We start from the raw sequence: 21762 nt of genomic DNA on the forward strand, positions 1-21762 counted from the left end.
TGGCCTGATATGGCGATGCGGCCGGACAATGGCGCCATGAAGCATTACGTCAACGGGGTCTTCGAGACCACGGGGACCCCCTTCCCGCTGATCTCGCCCGTCGACGGGCGCCGGACGGGGACCGTGCCCGAGGCCCCGCGCGAGGTCGTCGACGCCGCGGTCGCCGCGGCCAGGGCGGCGCTGGCCGGCCCCTGGGGAGCCACGAGCACCGAGGAGCGCTGCGCCTGGATGCGGCGGATCGCCGACGGCATCGAGGCCCGGTTCGACGAGTTCGTCGCCGCCGAGGTCGCCGACACCGGCAAGCCGCGCGAACTGGCCGCCACCGTGGACGTCCCCCGCGCGATCGGCAACTTCCGCGCCTACGCCGACCTGTCCTACGGCCGCCCGGAACGCGCCTACCACACCCGCGTCCCCGGCTGGAGCGGCACCGGCGAGGCGCTCAACTACACCGTGCGCCGCCCGCTCGGCGTCGTCGCCGTCATCTCCCCGTGGAACCTCCCTCTGCTGCTGCTCACCTGGAAGGTCGCGCCCGCCCTGGCGGCGGGCAACGCCGTGGTGGCCAAGCCCTCGGAGGAGACGCCCTCCACCGCGACGCTGCTGGCCGAGGTCATCGACGAGGTACGGCTGCCGCCAGGCGCCTTCAACCTGATCCACGGCCACGGCGCCGCGGCGGCGGGCGAGTTCCTGACCTCCCACCCCGGCGTGGACGCCATCGCGTTCACCGGCGAGTCGGCCACCGGCTCGGCCATCATGCGCGCCGCCGCCGACCACGTCACCCCGGTCTCCTTCGAGCTCGGCGGCAAGAACCCGGCCCTGATCTTCGCCGACGCCGACCTGGACGAGGCGGTCGAGGGCACGATCCGGTCGAGCTTCACCCACTCCGGCCAGATCTGCCTGTGCACCGAGCGCGTCTACGTCCAGCGCCCGATCTTCGACGCGTTCACCGCGAAGCTCGCCGAACGGGCAAGGAACCTGAAGGACTACGGCCCGATGATCTCGGCCGAGCACCGCGACAAGGTGCTGTCCTACTTCCGCCTGGCCGTCGAGGAGGGCGCCACGGTCCTCGCCGGGGGCGGCGCCCCGAGCTTCGGCGACGAGCGCGACGGCGGCTTCTACGTCGAGCCCACCGTCGTCACCGGCCTGCCCGAGAGCGCCAGGACCGTCCGCGAGGAGGTCTTCGGCCCGATCTGCCACCTCGCGCCCTTCGACGACGAGGCCGAGGCGATCCGGCTGGCCAACGACAGCCCGTACGGCCTGGCCGCCACCGTCTGGACCGGCGACCTGTCGCGCGCCCACCGGGTCGCGCCCAGGATCGAGGCCGGGATCGTCTGGGTGAACTGCTGGAACCTGCGCGACCTGCGCACCCCGTTCGGTGGGGTGAAGGCGTCGGGCATCGGCCGGGAGGGCGGCGAGTACTCGCTCGACTTCTTCTCCGAGCCGGTCAACGTGTGCGTGAAGATATGAGGTCATCGGTGACGAATGTTCAACAGGCCGCCGAGCGGCTGCTGGGGGCGCACGCCTCCGGCGTGCCCTGCGAGCCCGTGCGCGATCTGGTCGGCGGGGTCGAGGAGGCGTACGCCGTACAGGATTGGCTGACCGGCAGGTGGCTGGGTGAGGGACGGCGGCTGACCGGCCGCAAGATCGGCCTGACCAGCGCGGCCGTGCAGAAGCAGCTCGGCGTGGACCAGCCGGACTTCGGGGCGTTGTTCGCCGACATGGCGGTTCCCGACGGCGCCGAGATCCCGGCGGGGACCGTGCTGCAGCCGCGCGCCGAGGCCGAGGTGGCGCTGGTGCTGGAGCACGACCTGCCGCACGAGCGCCACACGGTGGCCGACGTGATCGGGGCGACCGCGTTCGCGCTGCCCGCGATCGAGGTGGTCGGCAGCCGGATCCGCGGCTGGGACATCACGCTGGCCGACACCGTCGCAGACAACGCCTCCTCCGGCCTGTACGTGCTGGGCAACCGGCCCGTCCCGCTGAAGGACCTGGACCTGCGCCTGGCCGGGATGGTCATGGAGCGCCGCGGCGAGCAGGTCTCGACCGGGATCGGCGCCGCGTGCCTGGGTCACCCGCTGCACGCCGCCGTCTGGCTGGCCGACACCCTGGCCCGCCTCGGCCGCCCGCTCCGGGCGGGCGACACCGTGCTGACCGGCGCGCTCGGGCCCGTGGTGCCGGTCGTGCCCGGCGACGTGCTGGAGGCCAGGATCGACGGGCTCGGCGACGTCCGGGCCGCCTTCGCGAAGGAGACCTTGTGAACCGCCTGGCGCAGCGCCTGGACGAGGCGGCGCTGAGCCGTACCGCCATCGCGAAGCTGACCGAGGAGACGGCGCTCGACGTGCCCGCGGCCTACCGGGTGCAACGCGAGGTCATCGCCCGCCGCGAGGCCCGCGGCGAGAAGCTCATCGGCGTCAAGATGGGCTTCACGAGCCGGGCCAAGATGATCCAGATGGGCGTGGACGACGTCATCTGGGGCCTGCTGACCGACGCCATGCTGATCGAGTCGCATCTGGACACGGGCACGCTCATCCACCCGCGCGTCGAGCCCGAGATCGCCTTCCTGCTGGAGCGCCCGGTCCGCTCGCCCGCCGACGTGGGCGCGGCCGTCGGCGGCGTGGCGGTCGGCTACGAGGTGCTCGACTCCCGCTTCGCCGACTTCTCCTTCACGCTGGAGGACGTCATCGCCGACAACGCCTCCGCCAGCGGCTTCGGCCTCGGCCCCTGGCACACGCCGCGCGCGGTCGCCAACGTCGGCCTGACCCTGGAGATCGACGGGCGGACCGTCGCCTCGGGGTCGTCGGCGGCCATCCTCGGCGACCCGATGCGCTCCCTGCACGCCGCCGCCCGCCTGGCCCAGGCCGCCGGGATCGAGCTGGAGGCGGGCTGGATCGTCCTGGCGGGCGCGGCCACCGCCGCCGTCCCGCTGCCGCCGGGCGCCCACGTGCGCGTCAGCGGACAGGGCCTCGGCCACGCGGAGGTGACCACGTGAGCGAAGAATCGATGCTGGTGCCGGGCAAGGCGCGCCCGCGCGGGCGCTTCCCGCACTTCAGGCGGGCCGGCGACCTGGTCTTCGTCTCCGGTACGAGCTCCCGCCGTCCCGACGGCACCTTCGCCGGGGCGAGCGCCGACGAGATGGGCACCACCAGCCTCGACATCCGCGAGCAGACCCGCGCCGTCATCGGCAACCTCGCCGACATCCTCAAGGCCGCCGGAGGCGGTCTGGCCGACGTCGTCAACGTCACCACCTACCTGGTCTCCATGAACGACTTCGGCGGTTACAACGAGGTCTACGGCGCCTACTTCGACGAGCACGGCCCCGCTCGCACCACCGTCGCCGTCCACCAGCTGCCCCACCCGCACCTGCTGATCGAGATCTCCTGCACCGCCCACATCCCGACGAGGAGCACCCCATGATCCCGCCGTTCAATCTCGCCACGTGGATCGACGAGCACGCCGACCAGCTCAAGCCGCCCGTGGGCAACGTGCAGATCTGGAAGGAGGCCGACCTGATGGTGACCGTCGTCGGCGGCCCCAACCAGCGCACCGACTTCCACGACGACCCGATCGAGGAGTTCTTCTACCAGCTCAAGGGCGGCATGGTGCTGCGCGTCATGGAGGAGGAGGGCAAGCCGCCGGTCGACATCCAGATCCGCGAGGGCGACGTCTTCCTGCTGCCGCCGCACGTGCGCCACTCCCCGCAGCGGCCGGTGCCCGGCTCCATCGGCCTGGTCGTCGAGTACGCCCGCCCGCAGGGCGACCTGGACGCCTTCGAGTGGTACTGCGTCAACTGCCACCGCCTCGTGCACCGCGCCGAGGTGCAGCTGGAGTCGATCGTGGACGACCTGCCGCCGGTCTTCAACGCCTTCTACGGCAGCGACCGCACCTGCCCGCACTGCGGCGCCGTCCACCCGGGCAAGGACTGGCCCGACGCGCTCCGCCCGGTGGTCCAGTGATCGACATCCACGCCCACGTCTTCCCGCGGATCTCCCGCGAGGAGGCGCGCACCCTGGCGGGCGCCGGCGAGCCGTGGCTGCGCGAGGGCATGATGATGAGCGGCGACGAGGACTACCGCCCCGTCACCCCCGAGCTGTGGGACGCCGGGGCGCGCCTGGCCGCCATGGACCGCACCGGCGTGGCGGTGCAGGCCGTCTCCTCCACGCCGCTGCTGTTCGGCTACGAGGCCGATCCCGGCCGCGCCGCCGACTGGTGCGACATGGTCAACGACCGGATCCTCGCGTACTGCTCGGAGGACCCCGCCCGGCTCGTCCCGCTGTGCCAGGTGCCGCTGCAGGACCTGGGCCACGCCATCGAGACCCTGGCCAGGGCGAAGGCCGCCGGGCACCGGGGCGTGCACATCGGCAACCACGTCGGCCCGCGCAACCTCGACGACGCCGACCTGCTCGCCTTCCTGGAGCACTGCGCCCACCAGGACATGCCGGTCCTCGTGCACCCGTGGGACATGATGGCCGCCGAGCGCATGCGCGGCTACATGCTGCCCTGGCTGGTCGGCATGGCCGCCGAGACCCAGCTCGGCATCCTGACGATGATCCTTTCCGGCGCCTTCGAGAAGCTGCCCGGCAACCTGCGGCTGTGCTTCTGCCACGGCGGCGGCAGCTTCGCGTTCCTGCTCGGCCGGGCCGACAACGCCTGGCATCGGCGCGACCTGGTCCGCCGCGACTCGCCCAAGCCGCCCTCCGCCTACATCGGCCGCTTCTCCGTGGACTCCGCCGTCTTCGACCCCCGGGCGCTGCGCCTGCTCGTCGACGTCATGGGCGCGGAACGGGTCATGCTCGGCACCGACTTCCCCTTCCCCCTGGGCGAGGAGGACCCGGGCTCGGTCGTGCGCGCCTGCCCGGGGCTGACGGACTCCGAACGCGAGGCGATCCTCGGCGGCAACGCCGCCCGCTTCCTGGGCCTGACCGAGAGCGCGCCACGCGCATGACGCTCGCCCACACCCCGCAGGGCACGCTGCGGGGGCTCGGACTCGGGGGAGCGCTGGCGTTCAAGGGCATCAGGTACGCCGCCCCCGCCCGCCGCTTCACCGCCCCCGAGCCGCCCCGGCCCTGGGAGGGGGTACGCGACGCGCTCGCCCCCGGCCCGCCGGCCCCGCAGCGGCCGGGCCGGATGGCGTGGGTGCCCGGCCTGGAGATCGACCCGGCCGCGGGCCGCGAGGACTGCCTGTTCCTCAACGTCTGGACCTCGGGGACCGAGGGCCGCCGCCCCGTGCTGGTGTTCCTGCACGGGGGCGCGTTCGTGTTCGGCTCGGGCGCGCAGGCCATGTACGACGGGACCGTGCTCGCGCGTGAGCACGGCCTCGTGGTGGTGACCGTCAACTACCGCTTCGGGGCCACCGGCCTGTGGTACGGCGGCGCCGTACCGGCCAACCTCGCCCTGCGCGACCAGATCGCCGCCCTGGAGTGGGTCAGGAACGCCATCGACGCCTTCGGCGGCGACCCGGGCGACGTGACGCTCGCCGGGCACTCGGCGGGCGGCACCAGCGTCCTGGCCCTGCTGGCCTGCGCCCCCGGCCTGTACGCGCGGGCGGCGGCCATGAGCCCCGTCCCCTACGGCTTCGCCACCCCCGGCCAGGCGGAGGCCTGGACCAGGGCGGCCGCCGTCCCCGAGCCCGCCACGGCGCCGATCGAGACGCTGCTGGCGGGGGAGGAACGGGCCGCCCGCGCCAGGCCCCCGGCGGGAGGACTGCTGCCCGTCGCCCCGGTGCTGGACGGCGACCTGCTGAAGGAACACCCCATGTCAGGAAATCTCGCGAAAGTGCCGCTGCTGGTGACCACCACCGCGCAGGAGGGGCGGCTGTTCACCGCGGCCGGCATGGGCCGGCCGTCCACCCGCGAGATCTTCACCGAGCCCGCGCGGGAACTGGTGCGCATCCACCCCGGCCCCGCCCGCCATCTCGTCAGCGACGCGCGTTCACCCATGACGCGCGACGGCGCCGAACTCGGCGCCTGCCACCTCGCCGACGTGCCGCTGTACTTCGGCAACCACGGCACCCCGTTCACCGGCCACAAGCCGGTGCCGGAGATGACCCAGGAGTTCGCCCGGTTCTGCCGCGGCGAGGAGGACACATGAGCAAGATCGCCATCATCGGGTCCGGCAACATCGGCACCGACCTGATGATCAAGGTGAAGCGCACGTCCGCGTCGCTGGAGGTCGCCGCGATGGCCGGGATCGACCCCGGCTCCGACGGCCTGGCCAGAGCCCGGCGGATGGGCGTGGCCACCACCCACGAGGGCGTCGAGGGCCTGCTCGCGCTGCCCTGCTTCGAGGAGGTCGCGGTGGTGCTCGACGCCACCTCGGCCGGGGCCCACCGGCACAACGCGGCGGCGCTGGCGCCGTACGGGAAGAAGGTCGTGGACCTGACGCCCGCCGCCATCGGCCCCTACGTCGTGCCCGCCGTGAACCTCGGCGACCACCTCGGCGAGGACAACGTCAACATGGTCACCTGCGGCGGCCAGGCCACGGTGCCGATCGTCGCGGCCGTCTCCCGCGTCGCGCCCGTCCGCTACGCCGAGATCGTCGCCTCGATCGCCTCCCGCTCGGCCGGTCCCGGCACCCGCGCCAACATCGACGAGTTCACCGAGACCACCGCGCGCGCCCTGGAGAGCGTCGGCGGCGCCGGGCGCGGCAAGGCGATCATCGTGCTCAACCCCGCGGAACCACCGGTGATCATGCGCGACACCGTCTACTGCCTCGTGCCCGGCTGCGACGAGGCCGAGGTCGCCGCCTCGGTCAAGGAGATGGTGGCCGCCGTGGCCGCCTACGTGCCCGGTTATCGGCTCAAGCAGGACGTGCAGTTCCGCCCGGCCGACGGCGGCACGCTCGTCTCGGTCTTCCTGGAGGTCGAGGGCGCCGCCCACTACCTGCCCGCCTACGCCGGCAACCTGGACATCATGACGTCGGCGGCGCTGCGCGTCGCGGAGAGGATGGCGGCCCGATGAAGCTCTACATCCAGGATGTGACGCTGCGCGACGGCATGCACGCCATCCGCCACCAGTACACCGCCGGCCAGGTCGCGGCCATCGCCCGCGCCCTCGACGCCGCCGGGGTGGCCGCCGTCGAGATCGCCCACGGCGACGGGCTGGCCGGAAGCAGCGTCAACTACGGCTTCGGCGCCTGCCCCGACGAGGAGTGGATCGAGGCCGCCGCCTCCGCCATGGACCGCGCGGTCCTCACCACGCTGCTGCTGCCCGGCATCGGCACCATCGCCGACCTGCGCCGCGCCCACGCGCTCGGCGTCCGCTCGGTACGCGTGGCCACCCACTGCACCGAGGCCGACATCTCCGCCCAGCACATCGGCGTCGCCCGCGAGCTCGGCATGGACGTCTCCGGCTTCCTCATGATGTCCCACCTCGCCCCGCCCGCCGAGCTCGCCCGCCAGGCCGGGCTCATGGAGTCGTACGGCGCGCACTGCGTCTACGTCACCGACTCCGGCGGCCGGCTGACCATGGACGGCGTGAAGGAGCGCGTGCGCGCCTACCGCGAGGTCCTCGACCCCGGCACCGAGCTCGGCATCCACGCCCACCACAACCTCGGGCTCGGCGTCGCCAACTCCGTCGTCGCCGTCGAGAACGGCGTCACCCGCGTCGACGCCTCCCTGGCCGGCATGGGCGCGGGAGCGGGCAACTGCCCGCTGGAGGCGTTCGTGGCCGTCGCCGACCTGATGGGCTGGGAGCACGGCTGCGACCTGTTCGCGCTCATGGACGCCGCCGACGACCTCGTCCGCCCCCTGCAGACCCGCCCCGTCCAGGTGGACCGCGAGACCCTCACGCTCGGCTACGCGGGCGTCTACTCCAGCTTCCTGCGCCACGCCGAGGACGCCGCCGCCCGCTACGGGCTCGACACCCGCGCCATCCTCGTGGAGGTCGGCCGCCGCGGCATGGTCGGCGGCCAGGAGGACATGATCGTGGACATCGCGCTCGATCTCGCCGGCCGCCGGGGGTGACAATCGGTTCATGGTGACCGAGGAAGACGTCCGCCGGCTGGCCCTGGCCCTGCCGGAGACCGGCGAGAAGCCCATGTACGGCACGCCCGCCTTCTACGTGAAGGCCAGGTGGTTCGCCCGCATCCGCGAGGAGGGCGACGTGCTGGCGCTGCCGCTGGCCGCGGAGGAGGACAAGCACGAGCTGATCGCCGCCGACCCGGACGTCTTCTTCACCCTGCCTCACTACGACGGTCACGCCGTCGTCCTGGTCCGCATGCCGGTGGTCGGGGAGCAGGAGATGGCCGAACTGCTCACCGACGCCTGGCGGCTGCGCGCGCCCAAGAGGCTGCGACCCCTCGTCCCCTGAGCCCGCTACCCTGAACGTTCATGCAGGTAGCCGCCTTCACGCAGTTCATGAGCGCCGACCGGATCGCCTCCTACGTCTACGGCGGCGCCGACCCGGGCGAGGACCCGCTGTGGCGGCGGTCGGGCGCGCGCACCCGCGAGGAGTACTCCCGCTGGTGCCGCCACGCGTGCGGGATGGCCTGCCTGCGCATGCTCCTGCACCACCGCGACGGCCACGCGCCACCCCTGCTCGACCTCGTGTACGGCTGCCGCGCCTACGGCGGCTACCGCGAGGAGCCCGAGGGCATCAAGGGCCTCTACTACGCCCCCTTCGCCGACTACGCGCGGGCCGAGCACGGCCTCACCGCCGAGGTCCACCCCCTGATGGAGCTGGGCGAGCTCGAAGAGCTGCTGGCCGCGGGCCGGATGGTGATCGCCTCCGTCCACCCGGAGATCCGCCGCCCCGAGCGCCCCGCGCCCGGCCGGGGCGGGCACCTCGTCCTGGTCACCGGGGCCGCGGACGGGACGGTGCTCTTCAACAACCCCTCCGGCCACACCGAGGACAGCAGGCGGGCCAGGCTGCCGCTGGCCCGCTTCGGCGACTTCTTCGCCGGGCGGGGCATCAGCGTTCTCGCCCCGGACACCAGGGTGCCGCCGGAGAGCGTAGGCTGACACCGGCTGGCTCGAGTGGGAGGGGAACACGTGACGAGGAGCCCGGTGCGCACTGCCGTGGTCTGGGACGCTCTGCGGGCAGTGCTGGCCGAACGGGCCGGATCCGCCGGGCGCGGCGTGCTCGACATCGTGGACGCCGGAGGGGGCACGGGCGGCTTCGCCGTACCGCTGGCCGAGCTCGGGCACAACGTCACGGTCGTCGACCCCAGCCCCGACTCGCTGGCCGCGCTGGAGCGGCGGGCCAAGGAGAAGGGCGTCGGGGTCAGGGCGATCCAGGGCGACGCCGCCGACCTCGGCGAGCTGCTGCCCAAGGACAGCGCCGACCTGGTGCTGTGCCACAGCGTCCTGGAGTACGTCGAGGACCCCATCAGCGCGCTGACCGCCGTCTCCGGGCTGCTGCGCCACGGGGGAGCCGTCAGCGTGCTGGCCGCCAACCCGCTCGCCAGCGCCCTGCACCGGGCGCTCACCGGCCATTTCGACGAGGCGCTCGCCGTACTGGACGATCCTCGGGGGCGCTGGGGCGATCGCGACCCCACGCCGCGCCGCTTCACGCCCGCCGCGCTGTCGGAGCTCCTGGCGGTGACCGGGCTCGCGGTCGGGCCGGCGCTCGGGGTGCGGGTCTTCGCCGACCTGGTGCCCAGCAGGCTGGTCGACGGCGAGCCGGGGGCCGTGGAGGCGCTGGTGGCGCTGGAGCAGGCCGCCGCCGCCCATCCGGTCCTGCGGGAGATCGCCGCCCAGGTCCACATCCTCGCCCACAAGCCGTAGAACGTCTGTTCGGATAGAATCACGGAGTGGCACGCAAGCAGATCACCGGCATCGGCCCCGCTCCCACCACCGGGGCCGACGACACCGGCTGCCCGATCCTCCACGTCGACATGGACGCCTTCTTCGCCAGCGTCGAACTGCTGGAGCGGCCCGAGCTCAGGGGCCGCCCGGTCATCGTGGGTTCGCCCGCGGGCCGCGGCGTGGTGCTCAGCGCGACCTATGAGGCCAGGGCGTTCGGCGTGCACTCGGCGATGCCCATGAGCAGGGCGCGCCGCGTGTGCCCGCAGGCCGTGATCATCCCGCCCGGTCACGGGAAGTACTCCGAGGTCTCCAAGGGCGTCATGGAGATCTTCCACTCGATCACCCCGCTGGTCGAGCCGATCGCCTCCGACGAGGCCTTCCTCGACGTCGGCGGGGCGCGGCGCCGGCTGGGCTCGCCCGCGGAGATCGCGGTGCTGATCCGGGAACAGGTTCGGGAAAGATACGGCATCACCTGCTCCGTGGGCGTGGCGGCGAGCAAGTTCATCGCCAAGCTCGCCTCAAAACAGTGCAAGCCCAACGGGTTGCTGGTGGTGCCGGCCGACGAGATCGTCGACTTCCTCCACCCGCTGCCGGTCTCGGCGCTGTGGGGGGTGGGGGAGCGCACCGAGCAGGCCCTGGTCCGCCTCGGCATCCGTACCGTGGGCGATCTGGCCAGAGTGCCGCCCGCGACGCTCCAGCGCGAGCTGGGCCCCGCCGCGGGCGGTCACCTCGCGGCGCTGGCCTGGGGGCGCGACGAGCGCGCCGTGACCGTCCACACGCCCGACAAGAGCATCGGCAACGAAGAGACATTCGCCACAGATGTGGACGATCCCGAGATGATCAAGCGTGAGCTGCTCCGCCTGTCGGAGAAGGTCGCCGCCAGGATGCGTAAGAGCGGGCACGTGGGCAGGACGGTGAGTGTGAAGCTGCGCCGGGCCGACTTCTCCACGATCAGCCGCTCCCGCACGCTCAGGGAGCCGACCGACGTGGCCCAGGAGATTTACGCCACGGCCTGCGACCTGTTCGACGCGGCGGGCCTGGAGCGCGTGCGGCTGCGCCTGGTGGGCGTCCGGATGGAGAACCTCGGGCCGGCGCAGGCGGCCTCTCGCCAGCTCAGCCTGGGTGCGCGGGAGACCGGCTGGCGCGAGGCCGAACAGGCGATGGACAAGGCGATCCGGCGCTTCGGGCCGGATGCGGTACTCCCGGCTTCGCTTGTTCGGGGCAGACTTGATGAAATGGAGGCATGACGCCCATGTCGCGAATAGCCCAAAATGGAGGTATGACGTCACCTCCGGTTTGGTCTGCGTTGGACGTTTCCTTTCGCCTACGTCTACAGGCTCGTATTCTGGGGATAACCGACCGCGAGGTTCGGACACCCCGTGTCGTCCGTTGCCGTCTTCCCCGTCCTGGGGCCGTCCTTGGGAGGCGCCGTGCCGCTCTCTGAGCACGAGCAGCGCTTGCTCGACCAGATCGAGCAGGCCCTCTACGCCGAGGACCCGAAGTGGGCCAACACCGTAAGGATCAGTGACCCGCGCAGCCATTACAAGCGTCGCCTGATCAAAGCCTCCATCGGCTTTGCTCTGGGCGTCGTCATCATGATGGTTGGCGTCGTCATCCAGATGATCCCGCTCGGCGTCGGCGGTTTCGTGGTCATGCTCGCCGCGTGTCTGTGGGGTCTGTCCAGCTGGAAACGTATGAACGGGTTCGGTGACTCCGGCTCTGCCCAAGGCGCTCCGGTGCCCGGCAGCGGCAAGGGAGCCAGGAAGAGCCGTGGCACGTTCATGGAACGTATGGAGGAGCGCTGGCGGCGTCGTCACGACGACCGCTGACCTTTCTCCATCCGTTACGGCGGTGCCGCCCCACCGCCACCCGCCGATGAGGGCTGGCCTCGATCGGGGGATCGCCTCTCACGCCGGACGTGGTCCCCGCCGAAACGGCCGGCCTCGACCGGCCGACGGGGACGAGCCGACCAGGGCGACAGACGAAGGTGGCCTGCCCAGAACCGGGCAAGCCACCTTCCTTCATCTGATCTACCTGGTCGCGCCTCTCCTGAACCTGAGGTTCTCCAGGCGGTCGAAGCCGTCCAGCACGCCCTCGCCCATGGACCGCAGCCTGCGCAGCGTCGACGGGGGCAGCAGCGCCGCCCTGATCCGCCGTCCCCGCGAGAGCGTGGACGCCAGGGCCCGCCGTACCTTGCGCAGGTCCTTGCCCATCGGCCCGACCACGCCGGGGTCGCGCGCGAACAGCACCCGCTCGACCGTCGCGGCGATCGAGGTCATGGCCGCCGCCGACTCGGCGTCGAACTCGTAGCGCTGCGTCAGCCGCCGGGCCAGCGCCCGTGGCGTCTCGCTGGGCTCGCGGGCCATGCCGTAGTCGTACAGGATGTCGTCCAGCTCCGCCCACGCGGCGGCCACCGACGGATGGCTGCCCGCGATCACGCGCGCGGTGAGCTCGTCGGAGGGCGCGGAGACCTTCCAGCCGAGCGCGCGCACCCGGCGGCTGCGGGTGATCTGCCGGATCGCCGCCGGGATGAGCAGGATCAGCAGCAGGATCGCGACCCCGATGCCGATCTTGGCGATCAGCGGCGTCGGCTCCTCCGCCGGCAGGCCGTTGCCGCCGAGCCTGGCCTCGCGGTCGTCGATCTCGCGCGGGTTGCGGCCGGGCTGCTGACCGGGCGGCAGTTCCTCGCCCTGGGCGGTGGAGCCGGGCGTCGGGCTGGAGGAGGTCGCGGCCGGAGTCGGCTGCGGGCGGGCGTACTCCGGGACCCGCGCGCTGCCCTGACCGGCGGAACCCGCCGGGGTCGGCTCGAACGGCAGCCAGCCGACGCCCTCGAAGTAGAGCTCCGGCCAGGAGTGGGAGTCGTCGGTGCCGACCGTCCACTGGTCGCCGGTCTTGTCGCCGCCGGTGTAGCCGACCGCGACCCGGGCGGGGATGCCGATCGCCCTGGCGAGCACCGCCATCGCGCTGGCGAACTGCTCGCAGTACCCGACCTTGCTGCTCAGCAGGAAGTCGCGCAGCGCCGAGGTGCTGCTGCCCTGCGTGCGCAGGTCGTAGGTGAAGTTGCCGGTCTTGGTGAAGAACTCCTGCAGCTTCAGCGCCGCGTCGTACTGCGTCTCGGCGCCCTTGGTCTGCTCGTAGGCCAGGTCGCGCAGGTCGGAGGGGAAGTCTTCCGGCAGCCGCAGGTAGCGCGCCTCGACGTTGGGCTGCTGCGGGCGCTGGAGCGCGCGCAACTGGTCGGGCGTCGGCCGCGGCTCGCTCGTCGCCACCTGGTACTCCAGGCCGGAGGCGCTGTCGCGTGTGGAGAAGACCATGAGCGTGCTCACGTCCGCCCGCCAGTCCCCGTCCGCCCGCACCTCGCGCGGCGGGTACGGCAGCGGCAGGAACGCCAGGTTCTCGACCTCTTCGCTGATCTTGATGTCGGTCACCGCGTTCACGGTCTCGACGCCGCCGCCCAGCCCAGGAGGAGGCGGCAGCGGGCCGGCGTCGGTGCGGTTCTCCGGCGCGCCCTTCGGCTTGGTCAGGCCGAACTGATCGCCGTCGAAGACGTCCAGCGAGTAGATCCGCAGATAACGCGGCACGTCGTCGTTGTTGGTATAGGTCAGCACGGTCCGCTTCTCCGGAAGCGTCAGCTGGCCCTTCATGTTCGTGACCGGGTTGGGGATCTGGATCATGTTCCCCTTGCCGCCGGTGCCCTGGCCGCCCACGCCGAAGCTGAAGAACGACACCGGCTCCAGCGGCGGCAGGAACGCCGGCACCACCACGGCGATCGCGATCGCGGCGAACCCGATCCGCTTGCCGGACAGTCGCAGCCCCCGCGTGTCCGCGCTCTCGCCCGGCGACGGAGTGGTGGCCGCGCGGGTCCTGCGTACCAGGACGGCCCGGCCCCAGTGCCCGACCCGCTCGCGGCCGTCGGCGATCAGCAGGCCGGTGAAGCCGAGCGCGGCGATGATGAACGCCCACCAGGCGATCGGCTCCAGCAGGATCGTCGCGGGAACGGTCGCCAGCGCCAGCATCGGCAGCCCGGCCAGCGCCGCCCGCCGCATCCGGGCGGCCAGCAGGTCCACCGCGATCGCGATGATCCCCACGCCGCCCGTGGTCAGCAGCGCGATCCCCGGGTTGTCGCCGGGCACCGGCGCGGCGAAGCGCTGGATGTCGTCCCAGCCGGTGGCCAGCAGCTTCAGCAGCTCGGCCGCCGAGCCCTTCGTGGGCACGAGCAGCGCCCACGCCTTGTCACCGGCGAACGAGGCGGTCAGGTAGACGCCGAGCGTGGCCAGGCTGACCAGCGCCGCCGCCCACGTGGGCAGCGAAAGCCGGCCGCTGATCGCGCTGGCGACCAGGATGGTCAGGACCGCGCCCAGGGAGCCCCAGAACCAGGCGCCGCCCTCGAACAACGGGTGCAGCAGGATGGCCGCGCAGAACGTGGCGACGGCCGCGGCGACGGACAGCCTCATGCCGCACCTCCGGGATGGACGGCGAAGCGGCCCCGGCTGGCGGCGTCCTGCCACACCGAGGCGATGGACGTGCCGGCCGGGAGCCTGACCGTGCGCCAGCCGTACCCGGCGAGGACGGTCTGGACGGCCAGGTAGCTTTCCGAGGTGTTCGGCTGGGCGGCGTCCCAGGTGTCGACGTCGAGCAGGACGGCCACGCCGGTGATGCCGCTGTGCCTGATCCTGGCCAGGTCGCGGGCCTCCTCCGGGTCCATGGCGCCGAGCACGGCGACGACCAGGCCGTCGCCGCTGCCCTGCCGCAGCGCCGAGACGCCGATCTCCAGCGAGCGCGCCGGGCTGTTGCGGACCATCGCGAGCGTGTCGAGCAGCGACCAGCTCAGCCCGCTGTCGGTCAGGTGCTCGGCGCCCTGGTCGGTGACCAGCCGCAGGCCGAGCCCCTCGTGCGCCAGGTGCACGCCGATGGAGGCCGCGGCCGAGACCGCCACCTCGAACGACGAGCGCGGGCCCTCGCCGCGGTGCGCGGAGCGCCGGGTGTCGAGCAGGAGCGCGCCGCGGCTCTGCCACTGCTGCTCCTCGCGCCGCACCATCAGCTCGCCGTGGCGGGCGGTGGAGCGCCAGTGCACGCGCCGCAGGTCGTCGCCCTGCCGGTACTCGCGCGGCGCCACGTCGTCGTCGCCCGCCGCTGCCACACTCCTGGTACGGCTGTCGCCGCCGCCGGTCCACTCGCCCGACAGGCGTACGTGGGGCAGCGCCACGACCTGCGGCGTCACCACGAGCGTGTCGCTGATGGTGAACGCGCGGGCCAGCTCCACCAGCCCGAACGGGTCGGCGATGCGCACCGACAGCGGCCCGATGGTGAACCGGCCGCGCAGGTCGGAGCGGACCCGGTAGTCGATCTCCCTGATGCCCTTGGCCTCCACCCGGTCCAGGACGAAGCGCGGGCGCACGCCCAGGGCGTACGGGACGGTGTCCTCGATCAGCAGCAGGCCGGTGGGCAGCCGGGTGACGTTCTCCAGCCGCAGCGTCACGGTGGCCTCGCCGCCGACCTCGGCCCGCGAGGGCGACAGGCGGCGGGCGCAGCTGAGCCGGTACCGGGTGCGCGCCACCACCATCGCGGCCAGCAGCGGCAGCGCCGTCACCAGCACGCCGATGCGCAGCAGGTCGTGTTCACCGAGCAACAGGGCCATGAGCAGCGCCGCCAGCCCCGCGGCGAGGAACGACCTGCCGCGCGCGGTCAGTGCGCGCAGTCCCGTTCTCACGCCCGTGTCTCCGGTACGGGCACCCTCCTGACCAGATCGCCCACGACCTGCTCAGGCAGGCGGCGCTGGCCCTGCGCCTCGACGCTGGGCAGCAGCCGGTGGGCCAGGACCGGCACGGCCAGGTCCTGGAGGTCGTCGGGGATGACGTAGTCGCGTCCGGACAGGGCCGCGTGGGCGCGGGCGGCGCGCACGAGCTGCAGCGTGGAGCGCGGGGAGGCGCCCAGTCGCAGGTCGGGGGAGTGGCGGGTGGCGACCGCCAGGTCGATGGCGTACTTCTTGACCGGCTGCGAGACGTACACGCCGCGCACGGCCTCGATCAGCGCCCGCACCTCGGCGGTGGTGGCCACGGGCTCCAGCTTGTCCAGCGGAGGGGTGCCGCCGTGCACGTCGAGCATCTCCAGCTCGGCGGCCGGCTCCGGGTAGCCCATCGCCACGCGGGCGGTGAAGCGGTCGCGCTGTGCCTCGGGGAGGGGGTAGGTGCCCTCCATCTCGATCGGGTTCTGCGTGGCGATGACCATGAAGGGCGACTCGAGGTGGTACGTCACGCCGTCGACCGTCACCTGGTGCTCCTCCATGCACTCGAGGAGGGCGCTCTGCGTCTTGGGGGAGGCGCGGTTGATCTCGTCGCCGACCACGATGTTGGCGAAGACGGGACCCGGCTTGAACTCGAACTCGCGCGTCTGCTGGTTGTAGGCGCTGACGCCGGTGATGTCGCTGGGCAGCAGGTCGGGCGTGAACTGCACGCGACGCACCGGGCAGTCGATGGAGCGCGCCAAGGCCTTGGCGAGCATGGTCTTGCCGACTCCGGGCACGTCCTCGATGAGCAGGTGCCCCTCGGCGAGCAGCACCGTCAGGGTGAGGCGGACGGCGTCGCTCTTGCCCTCGATCACCGACTCGATAGCCTGCCGAATACGGTGCGCGGTGGACACGAGCTCTTCCAGCCGCTGAGGGACGTCATGGGTTACTGCCACCAGGCCTCCATGAGAAGTGCGACGGCTGTCCCGCTGGAGCGTGCCTTGGCGGGAGCCATGCCATTCCTTTTCCATTGTGTGTACCGACCCTACGACGCTGGGGGTTCTTGAGCGACATTTGTCGGTATTCCTCCAGCCCTGAGAGCGTTCGATCAGTGTCCGAAGGAACCTTCGTGTTCTTGTCCCGTCGCGGTGCGAATCCCGTGACAGTCGGTGGCGCGAAGCGCTCCACTTTCCTCCACCACTGCCCCCGCGGGGCCCCTCCAGGCCCTATTCCGTGGGGCGTTTCAACTCTCGACACGCCCATGAGGGTTGACCGGCCGCCCAGCCCGCTCCACCGAGCGCCATCGCTCTGACCTGGGGTTTTGCAAGACGCATAGGCGGCGACCTGGGTTGTAATCAGTTGACGGTGGGGAGAAGTGGAGTATGGTGGTGCGCAGTGGAGGGCCGGTGCACCAGCGCTAGGCGCTTCATGAGGCACGGGAGGTGGGGCCGATGTTCCTCGGCACCCATCAGCCGCGTCTCGACGACAAGGGACGGCTGTTCCTGCCGGCTAAGTACCGTGAGGAGCTGGCGGAGGGTCTTGTGATTACCAAAGGCCAGGAGCGATGCCTCTACGTCTTTCCGGTGGAGGAGTTCCAGCGCATTACCGAGGCTCTCAGCACCGCCCCGGTCACCGCCAAGGCGGTGCGTGACTACAGCCGTGTCTTCTTCGCCAGCGCGTCCGACGAGACTCCGGACAAGCAGGGACGCATCACGATCCCGCAGGGCCTGCGCACGTACGCGGGCCTGGAACGTGACTGCGTGGTCATCGGGGCCAACACCCGCCTGGAGATCTGGGACGCGCAGGCCTGGGAGACCTATCTCAACGCACAGGAGCAGGCCTTCGCCGATCTCTCGGAGGAGGTGCTGCCAGGGATTCTGTAATCGTCACGGTCGATTCGACGGTGTGGTCGTTCGGCGAGGTCTCCACCCGCAACCACTGTCCGGCAGCTGATGCACCTTCCCCGGTGTCAGATGTACCGGTATCTCGAAGAGGATGCGGATGGGGACCTGGCCGGACGGGCACCGGGTGGGGACCTTTGGAAGGATCGGCCGTCGCGTCATCCGCGAGCAAGGACGCGAGAGGGGGGTTGGAGAGATGGCAGAGAGCGCTCACGTTCCGGTGATGCTCGAGCGCGTTCTGGAGTTGCTGGCGCCGGCGCTGACCGGTGCGCGCCCAGTCGTCGTCGACGCCAACCTCGGCCTCGGTGGCCATACGGAAGCCCTGCTCGCCGCCCACCCTTCACTGCACGTGATCGGGATCGACCGCGACCCGTTCGCGATCGAGTTCTCCACGCGGCGGCTCGTGCCGTACGCCGAGCGGACCTCGCTCGTCCACGCGACGTCGGACGAGCTGGCCTCCGTGCTCGCGCGGCTGGGCCGTGAGAAGGTCGACGGAGTGCTGTTCGACCTGGGCGTCTCCTCGCCTCAGCTCGACGAGGCCGAGCGCGGGTTCGCCTATTCCTACGACGCTCCGCTCGACATGCGGATGGACACGAGCCAGGACCTCACGGCGGAGAAGGTGGTCAATACCTACTCGGCTGGGGAGCTAACGCGCATCCTTCGTGATTACGGAGAGGAACGGTTCGCACCGCGTGTCGCGGGCCTAATTATCAAGGAAAGGGCCAAGGAGGCCATAACGTCGACTAAGCGGCTTGCCGACATCGTCCGAGAGGCGATTCCTGCCGCTACCCGGCGCACAGGGGGAAACCCCGCCAAGAGGACTTTTCAAGCGCTGCGCATCGAGGTGAACGCGGAACTCGCCGCCCTGGAGGCGGCGCTGCCCGCCGCCCTCGACGCGCTGGTGCTGGGTGGGCGAGTCGTCGTGCTCGCCTACCACTCCCTGGAGGACCGGCTGGCCAAGCAGGTCCTCACGGCGCGAACCAGGGACACCAGCCCGCACGGGCTGCCCGTCCCGCTCCCGGCACACCAGCCGAGGTTCCGCCTGCTGACGAGGGGAGCGGAGCTCCCAAGTGAAGAAGAGGTCACCCGCAACCCGCGGGCGACATCGGCCCGGCTGAGGGCGGCAGAGAGGATCCGTGTTGACGACGAGGACTGAGCAGGAGATCAGGAGGAGCGCGCCCGCACGCGGCGCCGGCACGCCGAAGAGTGGCGCCGGCAGGTCCGGTTCGGCGAACAAGCCCGTCCCGCCCCCGCGTCCCGCCGCCTCCACCCCTGACCACGCCGACGAGGCCCGCGACGAGCGCACCGGCTCGGTACGGCCCCGCCAGGGCGAGCCCCGCGACGAGCGCACCGCCACCACCCGCGCCCGCCGCGGCCCGACCGGCCGCGCGCGCCGTGCCGAGGACACCGACGACCGCGCCTCGACGCGCGGCGCCGAGCGTGTCGGCGCGCGGCGTGCCGACGGCGAGGAGCGTGTGACGACCCGGCGTGCCGACGGTGGCGAGCATGTCAGTGCGCGGCGTGCGGAGGAGATGGCCGACGAGCGTGCCGGTGCGCTGCGGACGCGTCAGGGTGACGAGCTTCGCGACGGGCGGTCCGCCGGTTCGCCCCAGGCCGAGGGTGAGCCCGGCGTCGCTCCGCGGACGCGCGGCGGGCGGCCGGTGCGGCCCCAGGGGGCGCGGCGGCCGGCGAGCGCGCGGCGCGGTCCGGCGCGGCGGCAGCGCGGTCCGTTCATCGTGCTGGTGCTCGGGCTGCTCGGCGGCGGGCTGGTCAGCCTGCTGCTGCTCAACACCGTGCTGGCGCAGGACTCCATCCGCGCGGGCAACCTGAAGTCCGAGATCGCCCAGCTCGAGCTCGGCAACCAGCAGCTCGGGGTGGACAACGAGCGCCGCAAGCAGCCGGGCGAGATCGCCGAGGCCGGCAAGCGGCAGCACCTCCAGCCCGACTGGAAGGACCCCAACGTCATCACTCCCGCCAGCGAGGACTCCAGCAAGGTGGGCGGCGCGAACCGGTGAGGGACTCAGGCGGCCGAGGGCAGGGACCCGGCCGCGGACCAGGCGGCGCCGGCGCTCAAGGAGGGCCCGGCGCCGCTCGGCGTACGCCCCGGGGCACGGGCGGCACCGGGCGGACCGGCAGGACCGGGCGACCGGCGCCGGGCGACGACCCGTTCGACCTGCCTTTCACCGACGACCGCCGCCGCCCCGAGACCGGCGACGGGCAGCAGGACGAGCGTCCACGCGGCCGCGCCTCCCAGGAGGGCGGGCGCTCGCCCCAGGAGCCGCGGGGCCGTACCTCCCAAGAGGGCCGCACGTCTCAAGAAGGCCGTACGTCTCAGGAGGGCCGCACGTCTCAAGAAGGGCGCGCTTCCCGCGAACGGCGGGGCGCTCAGGACGGTGCGCGCGAGTCCAGGCAGCGGCCGGCCAGGCCCGACGGGCGGGACGAGCGCGAGGCGCGTGACCCGCGGACACGGCCCGGCAGGCCCGGCGCCGACGGAGGACGGCCCAGGAGCGAGGTGCCGCGACCGCGTGGCGGGGCGCCGCGCGGGCCCGGAGACCCGGAGCGCGGCGCGCGCAGGGGCGGCGTGCCGCCGCGCAGGCCGCCGATTCCGCCGCGCCCGCCCAGGCCGCCGCTGGTGCTCAGGCTGGGCAACCCGCGCCGCCGCATCAACATCGGCATGATCGTCATGACGTTCATCCTGTCGATCTTCGCCGGCCGCCTGATCCAGATGCAGGGGCTCGACTCCAAGATCTACGAGGCCAAGGCCGTGGGCCAGCGCATGATCACCGAGGTCATCCCGGCCAAGCGCGGCTCGATCACCGACGTCAACGGCCACGCCCTGGCCATGACCGTCGAGGCCCGCGAGGTGGCGATCGACCCGTCGAAGGTGCATCCGAGCGTACGCGCCAAGGTGGCCAACGTCCTGGCGGCCGAGCTCGGCAAGTCGCAGCAGGAGATCGCCGGCAAGCTCGCCAAGGACACCACCCGGTACCAGCTCCTGGCCAAGGACGTCGACCCGGTCGTGGCCAGTCGCCTGCTCAAGGCGCAGATCCCGGCGTTGACCGCGAAGAAGCAGTACAAGCGCATCTACCCGGCCGGCGACCTGGCCGGCACGCTGGTGGGCTTCGTGGGCGTGGACGGCACCGGCCTGGGCGGTCTGGAGGAGGCCAAGAACTCGCTCCTGGCCGGCCGCGACGGCAAGCAGCGGGTGGAGCAGGGCCGTGACGGCCAGCGCATCCCGATGACGCACAGCCAGCGCCAGGCGCCCCTGGAGGGCAGCGACGTGCGGCTGACGATCGACCGCGACATCCAGTGGGCGGCCCAGAAGTCGATCGCCGAGCAGGTGCAGGCGGTGGGCGCGGAGAGCGGCACGGTCATCGTCATGGACGTGAAGACCGCGCAGATCGTCGCCATGGCCAACGCCCCCGAGCTCGACCTGAACAACTGGCGTCAGGCCCCCCAGGAGAACTACATCAACCGGGCGGCGGCCGACGTGTTCGAGCCGGGCAGCACCAACAAGGTGATCACCGCGGCGGCGGCGCTGGAGAGCGGCGCGGTCAGGCCGACGACGAGCTTCCGCGTCAAGGACAACATCCGCTGCTACGACCGCACGCTGCGCGACGCCGAGCCGCACCCGACGGAGACGATGACGTTCCAGACGGCGATCGCCAAGTCCAGCAACGTCGCCACGATCATGGCCGCCCGCAAGGTGGGCTCGCAGCGGCTGCACGGCATGCTGAAGTCCTTCGGGTTCGGCGCCAAGCCGGGCGGCGGCGTGCCGGGCGAGGAGGCCGGGCTGCTGCCCGACTACAAGACCTGGTCGGGCAGCCAGAGCTGCACGATCGCCTACGGCCAGGGCGTCTCGGTCACGGCGCTGCAGATGGCCAGCGTGTACCAGACGATCGCCAACGGCGGCGTCAGGGTGCCTCCGCAGATCGTCGCCGGCACCACCGGCGAGGACGGCAGGTTCACCGCGGCGGGCGCCGGCAAGCAGACCAGGGTGGTCAGCGAGCGGACGGCCACGGAGATCACCGCGATGCTGGAGAGCGCGGCGAGCGAGGAGGGCACCGGCGGCCTGGCGGCCATCCCCGGATACCGCGTGGCCGGCAAGACCGGTACCGCGAACCGCTACGATCCGAAGCTGGGCCGTTACGACGGCTACACCGCATCCTTCGTGGGCTTCGCGCCCGCCGACGCGCCCCGCCTGGTGGTCCTGTCGGTGCTGCAGAACCCGCAGAAGGGCCACTTCGGCGGGCAGCTCGCGGCCCCCGTGTTCAAGCAGGTGATGACGTTCGCCATCAAGAGCAGGAAGATTCCGCCCACAAGCTCGACCGCGCCTCCGGTGCGGTTGAGCGCCGGACAGTGACCGGGGAAGGTACGCTCTCGCCGTGCGTCCCCCGTCG

21 protein-coding genes are annotated in these 21762 nt (G+C 72.2%); 18 read left to right on the plus strand and 3 right to left on the minus strand.

The window, feature by feature from the left end:
• Positions 1-36 precede the first annotated feature (36 nt).
• The 14 genes from ACIBHY_RS02520 to ACIBHY_RS02585 all read left to right on the plus strand — a co-directional run bounded on the left by ACIBHY_RS02520 (position 37) and on the right by ACIBHY_RS02585 (position 11568).
• Entirely contained in the window at positions 37-1464 is a 1428-nt protein-coding gene (locus ACIBHY_RS02520; RefSeq protein WP_397305719.1) for a 2-hydroxymuconic semialdehyde dehydrogenase, read from the plus strand.
• Positions 1465-1472: 8 nt separating this feature from the next.
• On the plus strand, positions 1473-2255 hold the full coding sequence (locus ACIBHY_RS02525) for a 2-keto-4-pentenoate hydratase (protein ID WP_397246132.1): 783 nt from the start codon (positions 1473-1475) through the stop codon (positions 2253-2255).
• Complete coding sequence (locus ACIBHY_RS02530; protein WP_379618616.1) at positions 2252-2986, plus strand: 2-keto-4-pentenoate hydratase; 735 nt, start codon at positions 2252-2254, stop codon at positions 2984-2986. The genes ACIBHY_RS02525 and ACIBHY_RS02530 overlap by 4 nt, the downstream gene beginning before the upstream one ends.
• Positions 2983-3411, plus strand: coding sequence for a RidA family protein (locus tag ACIBHY_RS02535; RefSeq protein WP_397246134.1), 429 nt, complete (start codon positions 2983-2985; stop codon positions 3409-3411). The genes ACIBHY_RS02530 and ACIBHY_RS02535 overlap by 4 nt, the downstream gene beginning before the upstream one ends.
• Positions 3408-3950, plus strand: a complete 543-nt coding sequence (locus ACIBHY_RS02540) for a 3-hydroxyanthranilate 3,4-dioxygenase (protein WP_379618612.1) — start codon at positions 3408-3410, stop codon at positions 3948-3950. The genes ACIBHY_RS02535 and ACIBHY_RS02540 overlap by 4 nt, the downstream gene beginning before the upstream one ends.
• Entirely contained in the window at positions 3947-4939 is a 993-nt protein-coding gene (locus ACIBHY_RS02545; protein WP_397305720.1) for an amidohydrolase family protein, read from the plus strand. Before ACIBHY_RS02540 ends, ACIBHY_RS02545 begins: the two co-directional genes overlap by 4 nt.
• Entirely contained in the window at positions 4936-6084 is a 1149-nt protein-coding gene (locus tag ACIBHY_RS02550) for an alpha/beta fold hydrolase (protein ID WP_397246138.1), read from the plus strand. The genes ACIBHY_RS02545 and ACIBHY_RS02550 overlap by 4 nt, the downstream gene beginning before the upstream one ends.
• Positions 6081-6953 (plus strand): acetaldehyde dehydrogenase (acetylating), encoded by an 873-nt coding sequence (locus ACIBHY_RS02555; RefSeq protein WP_397246140.1) that lies wholly within the window; start codon positions 6081-6083, stop codon positions 6951-6953. The genes ACIBHY_RS02550 and ACIBHY_RS02555 overlap by 4 nt, the downstream gene beginning before the upstream one ends.
• Positions 6950-7957, plus strand: coding sequence for a 4-hydroxy-2-oxovalerate aldolase (gene dmpG, locus ACIBHY_RS02560; RefSeq protein WP_397246142.1), 1008 nt, complete (start codon positions 6950-6952; stop codon positions 7955-7957). Before ACIBHY_RS02555 ends, dmpG begins: the two co-directional genes overlap by 4 nt.
• Before the next feature lie 10 nt (positions 7958-7967).
• On the plus strand, positions 7968-8303 hold the full coding sequence (locus ACIBHY_RS02565; protein ID WP_397246145.1) for an MmcQ/YjbR family DNA-binding protein: 336 nt from the start codon (positions 7968-7970) through the stop codon (positions 8301-8303).
• A gap of 20 nt (positions 8304-8323) precedes the next feature.
• On the plus strand, positions 8324-8953 hold the full coding sequence (locus ACIBHY_RS02570) for a C39 family peptidase (RefSeq protein WP_397246147.1): 630 nt from the start codon (positions 8324-8326) through the stop codon (positions 8951-8953).
• Between the two features lie 45 nt (positions 8954-8998).
• A complete protein-coding gene (locus ACIBHY_RS02575) occupies positions 8999-9718 on the plus strand; it encodes a methyltransferase domain-containing protein (protein ID WP_397246149.1) in 720 nt (239 codons plus the stop codon).
• A 26-nt stretch (positions 9719-9744) separates the two neighbouring features.
• Positions 9745-10986, plus strand: coding sequence for a DNA polymerase IV (gene dinB / locus ACIBHY_RS02580; protein WP_397246151.1), 1242 nt, complete (start codon positions 9745-9747; stop codon positions 10984-10986).
• Positions 10987-11169: 183 nt separating this feature from the next.
• A complete protein-coding gene (locus ACIBHY_RS02585) occupies positions 11170-11568 on the plus strand; it encodes a DUF3040 domain-containing protein (protein WP_397101563.1) in 399 nt (132 codons plus the stop codon).
• Positions 11569-11769: 201 nt separating this feature from the next.
• On the opposite strand, the gene ACIBHY_RS02590 is transcribed toward ACIBHY_RS02585, so the two are convergent.
• The 3 genes from ACIBHY_RS02590 to ACIBHY_RS02600 are packed head-to-tail and all read right to left on the minus strand — an operon-like array spanning position 11770 to position 16492.
• On the minus strand, positions 11770-14190 hold the full coding sequence (locus ACIBHY_RS02590; protein ID WP_397305722.1) for a DUF3488 and DUF4129 domain-containing transglutaminase family protein: 2421 nt from the start codon (positions 14188-14190) through the stop codon (positions 11770-11772).
• Positions 14187-15446 carry a DUF58 domain-containing protein gene (locus ACIBHY_RS02595; protein ID WP_379618590.1) on the minus strand — a complete coding sequence of 420 codons (1260 nt, stop codon included), beginning with the start codon at positions 15444-15446 and terminating at the stop codon, positions 14187-14189. Before ACIBHY_RS02595 ends, ACIBHY_RS02590 begins: the two co-directional genes overlap by 4 nt.
• Positions 15443-16492 (minus strand): AAA family ATPase, encoded by a 1050-nt coding sequence (locus ACIBHY_RS02600; RefSeq protein WP_376773467.1) that lies wholly within the window; start codon positions 16490-16492, stop codon positions 15443-15445. Before ACIBHY_RS02600 ends, ACIBHY_RS02595 begins: the two co-directional genes overlap by 4 nt.
• 420 nt (positions 16493-16912) lie before the next feature.
• Between ACIBHY_RS02600 and mraZ the strand changes: the two genes are divergently transcribed.
• The 4 genes from mraZ to ACIBHY_RS02620 all read left to right on the plus strand — a co-directional run bounded on the left by mraZ (position 16913) and on the right by ACIBHY_RS02620 (position 21725).
• Positions 16913-17344, plus strand: coding sequence for a division/cell wall cluster transcriptional repressor MraZ (mraZ, locus tag ACIBHY_RS02605; protein ID WP_184960700.1), 432 nt, complete (start codon positions 16913-16915; stop codon positions 17342-17344).
• Between the two features lie 214 nt (positions 17345-17558).
• On the plus strand, positions 17559-18518 hold the full coding sequence (gene rsmH / locus ACIBHY_RS02610; protein WP_397246779.1) for a 16S rRNA (cytosine(1402)-N(4))-methyltransferase RsmH: 960 nt from the start codon (positions 17559-17561) through the stop codon (positions 18516-18518).
• Positions 18502-19377, plus strand: a complete 876-nt coding sequence (locus ACIBHY_RS02615; protein ID WP_397246157.1) for a hypothetical protein — start codon at positions 18502-18504, stop codon at positions 19375-19377. The genes rsmH and ACIBHY_RS02615 overlap by 17 nt, the downstream gene beginning before the upstream one ends.
• Positions 19374-21725: a penicillin-binding transpeptidase domain-containing protein gene (locus ACIBHY_RS02620; protein WP_397305723.1), complete on the plus strand. Its 2352-nt coding sequence runs from the start codon at positions 19374-19376 to the stop codon at positions 21723-21725. The genes ACIBHY_RS02615 and ACIBHY_RS02620 overlap by 4 nt, the downstream gene beginning before the upstream one ends.
• Positions 21726-21762: the final 37 nt, after the last annotated feature.

Origin of the sequence: Nonomuraea sp. NPDC050547 (genome assembly GCF_044457345.1) — a bacterium.
Taxonomy (GTDB): domain Bacteria; phylum Actinomycetota; class Actinomycetes; order Streptosporangiales; family Streptosporangiaceae; genus Nonomuraea.